Genomic DNA, 13,148 nt, shown 5'->3' on the forward strand with positions numbered 1-13,148 from the left:
AACGTACGAAGTCGGACGGGGTGGGGTCGTGATCAGGCCGCGCGCCGTGCCACGTACTCCTCGATCTCCAGCATCGGCGGCCGCTCCTGCGTGTCGACCGGGTGGGTGCGCGGGACGAATCCGCCGGGCCCGCGCTCGAACTGGGTGAGCGACGGGCGGACCAGATGGCCGCGGGAGAGGCGTACCTGCGCGGTGCGGTAGATCGCGGCGGCCATCCGGCCGAGCGCCCGGCCGTCCTGGTGGCGGTGGACACGTACGCCGACGTCGACCTGGGCGAGGGCGTCCAGGCCGACGGTGTGCAGCGCGTCGACGAGCAGCCCGAGCTCGACCCCGTAACCGACCGGGAACGGCAGCCGCTCAAGGAGCGAGCGGCGTACGGCGTACTCGCCGCCCAGCGGCTGGACGAAGCCCGCCAGCAGCGGCCAGTGCAGGTTGAGCAGCGGGCGGGCCACCAGTTCGGTGACGCGGCCGCCCTGGCCCGCGACCTCGCCGAGCGGCCGGTCGTACATGGCCTTGACGAACTGCACCTCGGGATCGTCCAGCAGCGGGCCGACGATGCCGGAGACGAAGTCCGCGGAGAAGTCCTTCAGGTCCGCGTCCACGAAGCACAGGATGTCGCCGCCGGTCACCAGGAGCGAGCGCCAGAGCACCTCGCCCTTGCCGGGGACGGCAGGGAGGCGGGGCAGGATGCTGTCGCGGTGGACGACCCGGGCGCCCGCGCGGCGGGCGACCTCGGCGGTGGCGTCCGTGGAACCGGAGTCGATCACCACCAGCTCGTCGACCAGCCGGACCTTCTCCATCAGCTCGCGCCGGATCGTGGCGACGATGTCCCCGACGGTCTCCGCCTCGTTCAGCGCGGGCAGGACGACGCTCACGCCCGTACCGCGGCCCGCGTGCGCGGCGGCCTGCGCGCTCGCCGACGGGCGGTCGGCGGCCGACCAGGAACGCCTGGTCAACCAGCGTTCGACCTCTTCGAGCACGGTCGATACTCCCTGTATTTGAATCCTCCCCCCAGCTGACGCAGGGGGATTCCTGGCTCACGCTGCCTGCGGGTCAGCGACCCGGCAGGTCTTCCACGATCAACACCAGCCGGGACGAAACCTGCCCGGTTTGGCACGGCAAAGCTTGGAGGTGCGTGTGCCGTCTTGGTTCTCGATCAGCACGTGTGCGGAGCTTGTTCGCACACCGCACGCTTGTCAGCGTACCCGATCATGTGGGCGTCTTTCGCTCTGGGGCGGAAGACCGCTTTCTGTCCTGCTCCGCAGGGGCCCAATTCCTGCCCGGTCCGGGCATCCCGGGCGGCTCGGTGATCCATCTCGCGGTACGGACGACTATCTCAACAGTCCGCTCCTTCGGTTACAGTCTTGAACAACGCGGACGGCCATCGCATGCCGGGGTCGGTCCGCCGACAAATGCCCGGATCCATGATCCGGTGCCACAGCGCTCATCCAGAGGGACAGAGGGAACGGCCCGTTGAAGTCCCGGCAACCCTCCTGCCGACCGCGAGGTCAGGTGGGGAAGGTGCCAATTCCGTCTCGCGGCGAAACGCGCCGTGAGGAAGATGAGGAGAAAGGGCCTCGCCATCATGGCTGTTGAGACTGTCGCAGCAAACACCGAATCCTCTGTGGACCTGGGTCCCGCCGCGGCGCTTTCCTGCCGCGAATGCGGTGAACGGTTCGCACTCGGTCCCATTTTCGCCTGCGCGTCCTGTTTCGGGCCGCTCGAAGTGGCGTACGACCTGCCGAGCGGCTCCCCCGACGAGCTGAAGAAGCGCATCGAGGCCGGTCCGGACAACATCTGGCGTTACGCGCCGCTGCTGCCGGTGCCCGCAGATGTCGCCGGCAAGCCCAATCTCAACCCCGGCTTCACCAAGCTGGTCAAGGCCGACAACCTCGCCCGCGAGCTGGGTGTGACCGGCGGCCTGTACGTGAAGGACGACTCCGGCAACCCGACGCACTCCTTCAAGGACCGTGTCGTCGCGATCGCCGTCGAGGCCGCCCGCGCCTTCGGCTTCACCACCCTGTCCTGCTCCTCCACGGGCAACCTCGCCGGTGCGGTCGGCGCCGCCGCGTCCCGGGCGGGCCTGCGCTCCTGCGTGTTCATCCCGCACGACCTGGAGCAGGGCAAGGTCGTCATGGCCGCGGTGTACGGCGGTGAGCTGGTCGGCATCGAGGGCAACTACGACGACGTCAACCGCTTCTGCTCCGAGCTCATCGGCGACCCGCTCGGCGAGGGCTGGGGCTTCGTCAACGTGAACCTGCGCCCGTACTACGGCGAGGGCTCCAAGACGCTGGCGTACGAGATCTGCGAGCAGCTCGGCTGGCGGCTGCCCGACCAGATCGTCATCCCGGTCGCGTCCGGCTCGCAGCTCACGAAGATCGACAAGGGTCTCCAGGAGCTGATCAAGCTGGGCCTGGTCGAGGACAAGCCGTACAAGATCTTCGGCGCCCAGGCAGAGGGCTGCTCCCCGGTCTCCACCGCCTTCAAGGCAGGCCACGACGTGGTCCGCCCGCAGAAGCCGAACACCATCGCCAAGTCCCTGGCGATCGGCAACCCGGCCGACGGCCCGTACGTCCTGGACATCGCCCGCCGCACCGGCGGCGCCGTCGAGGACGTCGACGACGAGCAGGTCGTCGACGCGATCAAGCTGCTGGCCCGCACCGAGGGCATCTTCGCCGAGACGGCGGGCGGGGTGACGGTCGGCGTGACGAGGAAGCTGATCGAGGCCGGTCTGCTCGACCCGGCGCTCACCACCGTCGTCCTGAACACCGGTGACGGCCTCAAGACGCTGGACGCGGTGGCCGAGACCTCGCAGGCGACCGCCACGATCCGCCCGAGCCTCGACGCCTTCCGCGCCGCGGGCCTCGCCACCAGCTGATCCGCCTCCGACCACCCGAGACTTCAGGAAGGGCACCCGCCATGAGCGTCAAGGTCCGCATCCCCACCATCCTCCGCACCTACACGGGCGGCCAGGCCGAGGTTCCGGCCGAGGGCGCGACCCTCTCCGAGGTCATCGCGTCGCTGGAGAAGGACCACCCGGGCATCGCGGCCCGCGTCCTTGACGACCAGGGCAAGCTGCGCCGCTTCGTCAACGTGTACGTCAACGACGACGACGTGCGCTTCGAGGGCGGCCTCGACGCGGCGACCCCGGACGGCGCCGGCATCTCGATCATCCCCGCCGTCGCCGGCGGCTGAGCCCCCGACTTCGCAGCATCACCGCAATTGCCCCCTCCGCGAGAGAAGCGGAGGGGGCAATTCTGCATGGTTGAGCGCGGTAGAGTGTGGGAAGTCCCCTTCGCTGCGCGTGCCGCCCGCATATGAGAATGCGCCGCCCCACGATCAAATGCAGCCAAAGTGCTTGAGCCTCTTGCGCCATAAGTCACCTTTGCCGGGCCCGACTTGTCCTGCAATCCCGTGAATTCCCCGTATTCGGGCGATCGGTGCTGCGCAGAATTGTCGTCCGACTGACCTGTTGCACAGGGCAGTTGGGCAGATACATTCAGCGGCGGTCGACGCGCTTCGGCGCACACACGTTACAGGGGAGTTAGGCATGGCTCAGGGCACCGTCAAGTGGTTCAACGCGGAGAAGGGGTACGGCTTCATCGCGGTCGACGGTGGTGCGGATGTATTCGTCCACTACAGCGCGATCCAGATGGACGGTTACCGCACCCTCGAAGAAGGTCAGCGGGTCGAGTTCGAAATCTCGCAGGGCCAGAAGGGGCCGCAGGCGGACATGGTCAAGCTCGCCGTCGGCTGAGCCCGGCACGCACGTCGGCCACGACGCTACGCACGTACGAAGGGTCCGTACCTAGGGGTACGGACCCTTCGCGCGTCCCGGGCCCGCCTGCTGCGTGTCCCGGGCACTGTCCACATGCCGAGGGCGACGCTTGCACTCTCGGGGGTCGAGTGCTAATCATTGGCTTAGCACTCTCCAGGTGAGAGTGACAGAACTTGGACCGGGCCGGTGAGGCCCGCAGGCGTGGCGGGGCAAGGAACCGCCAGGCACGCAGGCCGTCCGTCGCGGGCGCCACTCGGTCCGGAGCAATCCACCCCTGTCCGGGAGGACCACTTCACATGGCCAAGATCATCGCGTTCGACGAGGAGGCCCGGCGCGGTCTCGAGCGCGGCATGAACCAGCTCGCCGACGCCGTCAAGGTCACCCTTGGCCCCAAGGGCCGCAACGTCGTCCTCGAGAAGAAGTGGGGCGCCCCCACGATCACCAACGATGGTGTCTCCATCGCCAAGGAGATCGAGCTGGAGGACCCGTACGAGAAGATCGGTGCGGAGCTGGTCAAGGAGGTCGCCAAGAAGACGGACGACGTCGCCGGCGACGGTACGACCACCGCCACCGTTCTCGCCCAGGCGCTCGTCCGCGAGGGTCTGCGCAACGTGGCCGCGGGTGCGAACCCGATGGCTCTCAAGCGGGGCATCGAGAAGGCCGTCGAGGCCGTCTCCGCCGCCCTCCTGGAGCAGGCCAAGGACGTGGAGACCAAGGAGCAGATCGCTTCGACCGCCTCCATCTCCGCCGCCGACACCCAGATCGGCGAGCTCATCGCCGAGGCCATGGACAAGGTCGGCAAGGAAGGCGTCATCACCGTCGAGGAGTCCCAGACCTTCGGTCTGGAGCTGGAGCTCACCGAGGGTATGCGCTTCGACAAGGGCTACATCTCGGCGTACTTCGCCACCGACATGGAGCGCATGGAGTCGTCCCTCGACGACCCGTACATCCTGATCGTCAACTCCAAGGTCAGCAACGTGAAGGACCTCCTTCCGCTGCTGGAGAAGGTCATGCAGTCCGGCAAGCCGCTGCTGATCATCGCCGAGGACGTCGAGGGCGAGGCCCTGTCGACCCTGGTCGTCAACAAGATCCGCGGCACCTTCAAGTCCGTCGCCGTCAAGGCCCCGGGCTTCGGCGACCGCCGCAAGGCCATGCTCGGCGACATCGCCATCCTCACCGGTGGCACCGTGATCTCCGAGGAGGTCGGCCTCAAGCTGGAGAACGCCGGTCTCGACCTGCTCGGCCGCGCCCGCAAGGTCGTCATCACCAAGGACGAGACGACGATCGTCGACGGCGCCGGTGACAGCGACCAGGTCCAGGGCCGCGTCAACCAGATCCGTGCCGAGATCGAGAACTCCGACTCGGACTACGACCGCGAGAAGCTCCAGGAGCGCCTGGCGAAGCTGGCCGGCGGCGTGGCCGTCATCAAGGCCGGTGCCGCCACCGAGGTCGAGCTCAAGGAGCGCAAGCACCGCATCGAGGACGCGGTGCGCAACGCCAAGGCCGCCGTCGAGGAGGGCATCGTCGCCGGTGGTGGCGTGGCTCTGCTCCAGGCCTCGGCCGTCTTCGAGAAGCTCGAGCTCTCGGGTGACGAGGCGACCGGCGCCAACGCCGTGAAGCTCGCGCTGGAGGCCCCGCTCAAGCAGATCGCCGTCAACGGTGGTCTCGAGGGTGGCGTCGTCGTCGAGAAGGTGCGCAACCTGCCGATCGGTCACGGCCTCAACGCCGCGACCGGCGAGTACGTCGACATGATCGCCGAGGGCATTCTCGACCCGGCGAAGGTCACGCGCTCCGCCCTGCAGAACGCCGCGTCGATCGCCGCGCTGTTCCTCACCACCGAGGCCGTCATCGCCGACAAGCCGGAGAAGGCCGCCGCCGGCGGCGCTCCGGGCGGCATGCCGGGCGGTGACATGGACTTCTGATCCTGACGGATCGGCAGTTCCAGCAGTACCAAGACACCGGCCCCCGGGGACTCGTCCCCGGGGGCCGGTGTCGTTGTGTGTACGTGTACGGGCTCAGCCCGCGTTGAGCCCGTCGACCAGGCGGCGAGGAACCGGTCGCGTCCGGGGAAGCGGGGAGCCGCCAAGCACTTGCGTCTCTTTCTGCAAAAAACATACGACTGGATGCATCTGTACTTCAGTCGTGCGGAAATTTGGTTGCACGGCTCTTGTGGGTGGGCTGGTGCGCGCCCTACTGTCGCCTCACTCATGACGGCGGCGACTCCCCACGCGCGCACGGCCGTTGACACCCAGGACTCAGAGAAACGGGCATGCGATGTCACGGAAGACCGCCGCTGCTGCGGCTCCGGTGCGAAGACCGCGCCGGACAGGGCTGTACGCGACCGCCGTCGCCTCGGTGACCGCGGCCGCCGTGGGCCTCGGCGCACTGGCCGCCGCCCCCGCGTCCGCCGAACCCCGCCCCGCCGCCCCGGTCGTCACCCGGGCCGCCCTCGATCCCGCGCTGGTCCAGGGGCGCGGCGCGAAGGTGGCCTTCGCCGAGCAGGAGGCCGAGAACGCGGTCACGAACGGCACGGTCATCGGCCCGGACCGGGACGCGTACACGCTGCCGTCCGAGGCGTCCGGCCGTAAGGCGGTCAAGCTGGCGCCCGGGCAGCACGTGGAGTTCACGCTGCCCGCGGCGGCCAACGCGATCACCGTCCGCTACAGCATCCCGGACGCGCCGGGCGGCGGCGGGATCACGGCCCCGCTGGACGTCTCGGTGAACGGCACCAAGCGGTCCACGATGACGCTGACCTCGCAGTACTCCTGGCTGTACAACCAGTACCCGTTCTCCAACGACCCGGGCGCCGGGCTGCTCCACCCGGACTGGTGGATCACCGAGTGCTCCTGCGTGCCGGCCGGGACGACGCCCGCCCCGGTCGTCGACAAGCCGTTCCGGCCCAGCCACTTCTACGACGAACAGCGCCTCCTGCTCGGCCGTACGTACCGCGCGGGCGACACCGTACGGCTGACCGTGCCGGCCGGCAGCCGGGCCGCGTGGACGGCGATCGACCTGCTGGACTCGGAGCGCGTCGGGCTGCCGCACGTCGAGCTGCTCGCCGCCAACGTCCTCGCGTTCGGGGCCGATCCGACCGGGCGGCGGGACGCGGCGGGCGCGATCGAGAGGGCCATCGCGTTCGCCCGGCGCACCCACCTGAAGGTGTACCTGCCGCCGGGGACGTACCGCGTGGACCGGCACATCGTCGTCGACGACGTCACGATCACCGGCGCGGGCAGCTGGTACACGAAGGTCAAGGGCCGCGAGGTCGCGCTCGACGAGCCCGCCGCCGACGGGTCCACGCACACCGGCGTCGGCTTCTACGGGAAGTCCGCGGCCGAGGGCGGCAGCCGCAACGTGCACCTGTCGGGCTTCGCCATCGAGGGCGACGTGCGCGAGCGCATCGACACCGACCAGGTCAACGCGATCGGCGGCGCGATGAGCGACTCGACGATCACCGGCCTCCACATCAGCCACACCAAGGTCGGCATGTGGTTCGACGGCCCGATGAAGAACCTGCGGGTCTCCGACACGATGATCACCGACCAGATCGCGGACGCCGTCAACTTCCACACCGGCGTGACCGGTTCACGCGTCACGAACACCTTCGTACGCAACTCGGGCGACGACGGCCTCGCGATGTGGGCCGAGAGGACGACCAACGCCCGCAACACCTTCGACCACAACACCGTCCAGACGCCGGTCCTCGCCAACGGCATCGCGATCTACGGCGGCACCGACATCACGGTCTCGGACAACCTGGTCGCGGACCCGGTCCGCGAGGGCAGCGCCCTGCACCTCGGCGCCCGCTTCGGCGCGGAGCCGTTCGCGGGGAAGGTGAACCTCACGGGCAATACGACGGTCCGTGCGGGCACGTACGAACTCAACTGGAAGATCGGCCTCGGCGCGCTGTGGGTCTTCGCCCTGGACCGGAGCATCGACGGCGCCGACATCCGGGTCACCGGCAACGACTTCCTGGACAGCACGTACAACGCGGTCATGCTGGTCTCGGACTGGGCGGTGAAGGACCAGTACGTCATCGAGAACATCCACTTCAAGGACCTACGCGTCGACGGTACGGGCACCTCGGTCCTGAGCGCCCGTGCGGCGGGCGGCGCGACCTTCGAGAACGTGGACGCGCGCAACGTGGGCGCGGTGGGCGTGAACAACTGCGGCTCGTTCAACTTCCCCGCCACGGGCTCCGAGTTCGCGCTCACGGACCTGGGCGGCAACAACGGCGGCTGGCTCGCCCCGTGGCTCCTGCCCAACACGATCACCTGCGACGACCGCCCGGAGGTCGTCCCGCCGCCGGCGCCGGGGGCGTGGTGACGAGTTCCTGACGGCCCGACGGCCACGGGGACGGCTGATTGCATACGCTCGGCACAGCGCACGGCAACCAGCCGTCCACTCGACGCACGGGAGAGACCACCGGTATGGCCGTCATCCACCGCACCACGCTGTCACCGACCAAGCTCGAACTGCTCACCGCCTGGCTTCCGTCCCGCCCCTGGTACGCGGGCTCCGCGAGCCCGGTCCTGGCCAGGACCGGCGGCTTCCGGCTCGACGATCCGCAGGGTGAGGTGGGCATCGAGTTCATGGTGGTCACCGACACATCGGGCGCCGAGCCGGTGGCGTACTTCGTGCCGCTCACCTACCGGGGCGCGCCGCTCGCGGGCGCCGAGGACGCGCTCGTCGGCACGACCGAGCACGGGGTGCTCGGGAAGCGCTGGGTGTACGACGGCGGCCACGACCCGGTCCTGGCGGAGCAGCTGTTCGCCCTCCTCGACGGCCGCGCCGAGCCCCAGGCCCAGAGCGAGACGGACACCCCGGACCCCACGATCACCCACCCCTCCACCGGCGGCCCCTTCGGCTCCGCCGTCGCCACGGTGACCGACGGCCCCGAGGGCACGGACCTCTCCGTCACGGGTGCGACGCTGCACCTGAACCGTGTCCTGCGCCCCGCCGACGCGATGCCGGAGGGCACGGGGGGCCACATCTCCGGCCCGTGGCGTACGCCGGAGGACGCGGAGGTGCGAGGGGCGTTCGCGGTGTTGCGTACGGCGTAGGGCCCGAAGACCCCCGCTCACCGGTCGGCACTGCCCGGCGGGACGACCCACTCGGCGGGCTGGCCGGTGAGCGAGGCGATCATGTCGAAGTCGCCGTCGTAGTGCAGAACGGTCAGCCGGTTCAGCTCCGCGGTCGCGGCGATCAGTAGATCGGGCAGCGACAGGGCGCGGTGGAAGCCGGCGTGGAGAGCCTGGTGTTGCACTTCCAGGGCGCGGGTGAAGGCGTCGTCCGTCACGTACAGGTAATCGAAGGCGTGCAACCAGGTGCTGATCCTGGTCGCCTCCGGGCTGTCCCGTGCCGAGTGGACCATCTCGTATTCGGTGGGCTGGCAGACGGCCAGCAGATACCGCTCGTGCAGCGGCTTGAGTACCTGCTTGACGGCGGGTTTCGTCCAGCGTGCCAGCGCGGACTTGTCGATCAGATAGCGGTCCTGCATCAGGCGGCCCGGCCGCCGCCGCGCTTGAGGCTGCCGTCGGCATTGCGGGGCCCCGTGCTCTCGACGATCTCGCTGAAGTCGAGCTCACCGGCGTCCATGGCATCGAACCCCTCTTGCCGCAGGTGGCGCTTGACCGCGTCCTCCATGGCGAGGCGCACCGCCTGAGCCTTGGTCTTGGTGCCGAATATGCGCATGGCCTCGGCGACCATGGCCTCGTCGAGGTCGATGACGGTCCTGGCCATGTGCGCGCTCCTTGCTCCTGCCTCCGGGGCTAAAACGATATCACTTGGATGGTTCCCGCGATATCGTTTCGGGTGGCGCTGGGCATGCACGCCCGCCTTGACCGCACCGCCCGGAGGAACCCGTGCCATACCCGCAGCCCCTCACCCCCGAGGAGTCACTCGCCGACGCGAAGAAGCGGCTGGACCTTCCGCGCATCGTCGTGATCTGCGGTTCCACCCGCTTCATGGCCGAGATGACCGAGGCCGAACTGCGGGAGACCGAAGCCGGCAGGATCGTCGTCAAGCCGGGATGCGACCTGAAGTCGCCGCACGCACTGTGGTCCGACCCCGTCGAGGCCGAAGCGCTGAAGGCCCGGCTCGACGAGCTGCACCGGGCGAAGATCCGGCTCGCCGACGAGGCGCTCGTGGTCGGCGACTACATCGGGGACAGCACCCGGGCGGAGATCGCGTACGCCCGATCGCTGGGCAAGCCGGTGCGGTTCACGCACCCGGAGGCCGACCCCGAGGCCTGACGGCCACCCTCGCCGAAGGGGGTGCGGCGGCAGCCGAAAGCCCTTCTTGCCAGGGGGTGGCCTCGCTCACCGGTCGGCGCTGCCCGGGGGCTGGGGCTCGTCGTACGTGATCACGATCGGCGGGTTCGCTTCTGCGAGGGTGCGGGTCGGCATCGTCGCGATCTCCTCGTGCCTCCATTCCCGGTAGAAGCGCTCTCCGTGGGCGTCGGTGATGTCGATGACCAGGCCGGTCCATTCCTCGGCGGGCCGGTCGGGGACGAGGCCCAGTTCGTAGGTGGCGTCCCGGAGGAGGGATTCGGTGATCCGGATGCCGGTGAGGCGTTCGGCCAGGGCGAGGACCGCCGCCTTTTCGTCGACGTCGGGGGCGCTCTCGTCGTGCTCGCCCTCCGGGGTCAGCGGGAAGCCGACTTCCCGCATGAGGGGCACGAGCTCGTCGGGGCCGTTGCCGTAGCGCGCCGAGGCGCCCTCGAACGTCGTACGCAGTGCACCGTCCTCGAACCAGTGGAACAGGTCGATCGGCTTGCCGCCGTTGGTGGAGTGCGCCACGACCCGGCCGCCGCCCTGCGACAGCGTCTCCGCGCACGTGTCCTCGAGCCCGAGGCCGCCGTCGAAGCCGAGGACGAGCGTCCAGTCGCCGTCTTCGCCCGGGGTGCTGAAGGCGCCGGCGATGTAGGAATCGTCGCTGTAGTCGTCCACCTCGTCCCGGTGGGCGTCGTTCACTTCGACGAGCCCGTCCGTCCCTTCCACGGCGCCGCGCGGCTCCGCCCGCATCGCGCGCAGCACCTCCTGCGGGCTGCGCCCCCGTATCAGCGTCAGGGCGTACCCCATGTCCCTCGCGTGGTGAAAGAACGGCGAGGTACGGATCCAGGCGTAGTCGTGCGCGGTCACCGAGTTCATACGGTGCAGTGTGGCCGATGCCACTGACATTGATGCCGATACTCGGGCCCCGGTGGTCGTGGCTCTGCCACTGACTGGAATCCGTGCCGGGGCTTCTCGCAGCGTTGAGCGGCACTCCGGCGACGGCGGAACGCCCTTGAGCGCACCGGGTGGCCGTGGCAGGGTCACGTTGCATGATCGATGGATTCGCGAAGGACCACCTGCACGGGCGGCTGCGGCGGGACCGTGAGGCGCTGCTCTGGAAGCTCGACGGGTTGTCCGAGTACGACGCCCGTCGGCCTTTGACAGCGACCGGGACGAGCCTTCTCGGCCTGGTCAAGCACGTGGCCACCGTCGAGGCCAGGTACTTCGGTGAGGTCTTCGGCCGCCCGTTCCCGGAGCCGATGCCCCGGTGGCAGGACTCCGACGGCAGCGATCTGTGGGCGGCGGCGGACGAGACATGCGAGCAGATCATCGGGCTCTATCGGCGCACGTGGGAGCACTCCGACGCGACGATCGACGCGCTCGCGATCGACGCCCCCGGCCGCATCCCCTGGTGGCCGGAGCCGTACACCGACACGAACCTGTTCGCCGTCCTCGTCCACGTGCTCGGCGAAACCGTTCGCCACGCCGGGCACGCCGACATCCTGCGCGAGGGCCTGGACGGCCGGACCGGGGTGCGTCCCGAACACGAAAAGGAGATCGACGAGAAGGCCCGTGCGGCCTACCGCGCGAAGGTCGAACGGGCGGCGAGGCCGGCCGCGCCCGTCGAGCCGTAGGACGGTCCCGCCCGGCCCGTCAGCGGCTGGGGCGGTCCGACTTCGGGATCAGGCCCGCGCATTTGCCGCCCGGTAGCGCGTCGGCCGTGCCGGGGGCCCGGCATTCGCTGCATTCCAGGGTGCGCAGGACCGTCTGTGGTTCCCGGGGCGGGGGGAGCTTGTTCTGGAGGCGGGTGGCCACGAACGCGGCCGGGTGGTGGACGCGGCTCGGGAGGCCCGTGGTCAGGGCCTGGAGGATCTCCGGGGGCGTGGCGCCCCGGTTCAGCCACTCGGTCACCCCGGGTTCCAGGGCCACGCAGTCGCGGTGGGACAGCGACAACGCGGGCGCGGTGCGGCCCAGCGCCGCCAGCAGGATGAACGCCTTCGAGCGCGTGGCCCGTTGGGGCTCCTTCGGTACGTCGCCCCGGCTGAACGCCGCCCACCACGCGTTGTCCCGTGCGGTGCGGGAGAAGAACGTACGCGTCACCCACAGCAGGTTCTCGCCGCTCGCCACGCACTCGCTGCCCCGGCGCAGGTGGCCCGCTTCCTGGAGGCGGTTCAGCGTGGTGCGGATCGCGCATTGCCCGTACGGCAGTGCCTTCGCGAGCGTCTTCACGGAGATGTCGGCGCCGTCGCACAGCCCGTCGATGTACGCGGCGATGGCGGCGTCGCGGGGAAGCAGATGGGCGAAGTCCGAACCCGTATGCGGGCGTTGGTCGGGCGCCGAGCGCTTTCCGTAACCGGGGTTCGCCATCGGGTGGTCGGACGAGGGGGTACTACTAAACTGGCTGTCAGCCATGAGGTCGCGCTCCGGGCGATCGAGGTGGTCAGGCCTCTGGCGGTGTTTCTGCACCGGCAGGGGCCGTCTTGGTCTGTGTCCTCGCTGAAGCTAGAGCGCGCCTACCCTCCGTCGCAACTCGAACGCGAAAAGTGAACCCTTGCGGGTCACAAGGGTGGGCGGGTGGGTACAAGCCCTCCCAACCATTCCGTTGAAAGAGCGCTCGAAGCTCGCGACTTGAGCCCCGGGGAGTGCGATAGCGCTCATCTCTGAAGTTGGCGAGATTCTGTCGAGTGAACCTCGCTACCAGTGACACGCGTTAGGCGCGCTGGGATCCTGCGGCCAGTCCCGCCGTCGGAGCCCACAGGAGAGCAACGATGAACATGTCGAAGAAGGACGAAGCGCTCATGAACATGGCTGAGGCCATGATCCGGTCGGGTCAGCCGGACCGAGCCGAGAAGGCGGTGCGGTCCATTGAGGACGCCTTCGCCAGGGACCACGGACTGATGTGTATCTCCAGCGATATCGCCCTTGTCGCTGCTCGAATGGGTAACGGACGGGAGGCCAGGCGGCTGATGAAGACCGCCCAGCGTATTGCACAGTCCATCGACACCTCGTTCGTGCGGGACGAGGCCCTGGCGAACGTGGAAGCGGCCCGGATCGCCGCGGGATAGAAAATCGGACAGCCTCTGATACTCCGGGCG

14 protein-coding genes and 1 riboswitch are annotated in these 13,148 nt (G+C 69.2%); of the genes, 9 read left to right on the plus strand and 5 right to left on the minus strand.

Going from position 1 to position 13,148, the window contains the following annotated elements; genetic code table 11:
* Positions 1 to 32: 32 nt before the first annotated feature.
* Positions 33 to 980 carry a glucosyl-3-phosphoglycerate synthase gene (locus OG242_RS17705; protein WP_405899089.1) on the minus strand — a complete coding sequence of 316 codons (948 nt, stop codon included), beginning with the start codon at positions 978 to 980 and terminating at the stop codon, positions 33 to 35.
* A 461-nt stretch (positions 981 to 1,441) separates the two neighbouring features.
* Positions 1,442 to 1,568, plus strand: a riboswitch (SAM riboswitch).
* A gap of 17 nt (positions 1,569 to 1,585) precedes the next feature.
* On the opposite strand from OG242_RS17705, the gene thrC reads away from it, so the two are divergent.
* The 6 genes from thrC (at position 1,586) to OG242_RS17735 (ending at position 8,841) form a co-directional block, all read left to right on the plus strand.
* Positions 1,586 to 2,878, plus strand: a complete 1,293-nt coding sequence (thrC, locus tag OG242_RS17710) for a threonine synthase (RefSeq protein ID WP_405899090.1) — start codon at positions 1,586 to 1,588, stop codon at positions 2,876 to 2,878.
* A 41-nt stretch (positions 2,879 to 2,919) separates the two neighbouring features.
* Positions 2,920 to 3,195 (plus strand): MoaD/ThiS family protein, encoded by a 276-nt coding sequence (locus tag OG242_RS17715; protein ID WP_405899091.1) that lies wholly within the window; start codon positions 2,920 to 2,922, stop codon positions 3,193 to 3,195.
* Between the two features lie 355 nt (positions 3,196 to 3,550).
* Entirely contained in the window at positions 3,551 to 3,757 is a 207-nt protein-coding gene (locus OG242_RS17720) for a cold-shock protein (protein WP_003967346.1), read from the plus strand.
* Positions 3,758 to 4,074: 317 nt separating this feature from the next.
* On the plus strand, positions 4,075 to 5,700 hold the full coding sequence (gene groL, locus OG242_RS17725) for a chaperonin GroEL (protein WP_093707625.1): 1,626 nt from the start codon (positions 4,075 to 4,077) through the stop codon (positions 5,698 to 5,700).
* Positions 5,701 to 6,052: 352 nt separating this feature from the next.
* Positions 6,053 to 8,104: a glycosyl hydrolase family 28-related protein gene (locus OG242_RS17730; protein WP_405899092.1), complete on the plus strand. Its 2,052-nt coding sequence runs from the start codon at positions 6,053 to 6,055 to the stop codon at positions 8,102 to 8,104.
* 104 nt (positions 8,105 to 8,208) lie between these two features.
* Positions 8,209 to 8,841, plus strand: a complete 633-nt coding sequence (locus tag OG242_RS17735) for a maltokinase N-terminal cap-like domain-containing protein (protein ID WP_405899093.1) — start codon at positions 8,209 to 8,211, stop codon at positions 8,839 to 8,841.
* A gap of 17 nt (positions 8,842 to 8,858) precedes the next feature.
* Here the strand turns inward: OG242_RS17735 and OG242_RS17740 are convergent, their stop codons facing one another.
* Positions 8,859 to 9,278, minus strand: coding sequence for a PIN domain nuclease (locus OG242_RS17740; protein ID WP_405899094.1), 420 nt, complete (start codon positions 9,276 to 9,278; stop codon positions 8,859 to 8,861).
* Complete coding sequence (locus tag OG242_RS17745) at positions 9,278 to 9,520, minus strand: type II toxin-antitoxin system VapB family antitoxin (RefSeq protein ID WP_374781379.1); 243 nt, start codon at positions 9,518 to 9,520, stop codon at positions 9,278 to 9,280. Before OG242_RS17745 ends, OG242_RS17740 begins: the two co-directional genes overlap by 1 nt.
* Positions 9,521 to 9,642: 122 nt before the next feature.
* Here OG242_RS17745 and OG242_RS17750 point away from each other — a divergent pair, with 122 nt between their 5' ends.
* Positions 9,643 to 10,032, plus strand: coding sequence for a hypothetical protein (locus OG242_RS17750; protein ID WP_405899095.1), 390 nt, complete (start codon positions 9,643 to 9,645; stop codon positions 10,030 to 10,032).
* Positions 10,033 to 10,098: 66 nt separating this feature from the next.
* Here the strand turns inward: OG242_RS17750 and OG242_RS17755 are convergent, their stop codons facing one another.
* Positions 10,099 to 10,929, minus strand: coding sequence for a DUF6461 domain-containing protein (locus tag OG242_RS17755; RefSeq protein ID WP_405899096.1), 831 nt, complete (start codon positions 10,927 to 10,929; stop codon positions 10,099 to 10,101).
* A gap of 173 nt (positions 10,930 to 11,102) precedes the next feature.
* Here OG242_RS17755 and OG242_RS17760 point away from each other — a divergent pair, with 173 nt between their 5' ends.
* Positions 11,103 to 11,687: a DinB family protein gene (locus OG242_RS17760; RefSeq protein ID WP_405899097.1), complete on the plus strand. Its 585-nt coding sequence runs from the start codon at positions 11,103 to 11,105 to the stop codon at positions 11,685 to 11,687.
* 19 nt (positions 11,688 to 11,706) lie between these two features.
* On the opposite strand, the gene OG242_RS17765 is transcribed toward OG242_RS17760, so the two are convergent.
* Positions 11,707 to 12,420 (minus strand): hypothetical protein, encoded by a 714-nt coding sequence (locus tag OG242_RS17765; protein ID WP_405899098.1) that lies wholly within the window; start codon positions 12,418 to 12,420, stop codon positions 11,707 to 11,709.
* Positions 12,421 to 12,821: 401 nt separating this feature from the next.
* On the opposite strand from OG242_RS17765, the gene OG242_RS17770 reads away from it, so the two are divergent.
* Positions 12,822 to 13,118, plus strand: a complete 297-nt coding sequence (locus tag OG242_RS17770; RefSeq protein ID WP_405899099.1) for a hypothetical protein — start codon at positions 12,822 to 12,824, stop codon at positions 13,116 to 13,118.
* The last annotated feature ends 30 nt before the right edge of the window (positions 13,119 to 13,148 follow it).

It is taken from the genome of Streptomyces sp. NBC_00727 (assembly GCF_045161745.1).
Classification (GTDB): domain Bacteria; phylum Actinomycetota; class Actinomycetes; order Streptomycetales; family Streptomycetaceae; genus Streptomyces.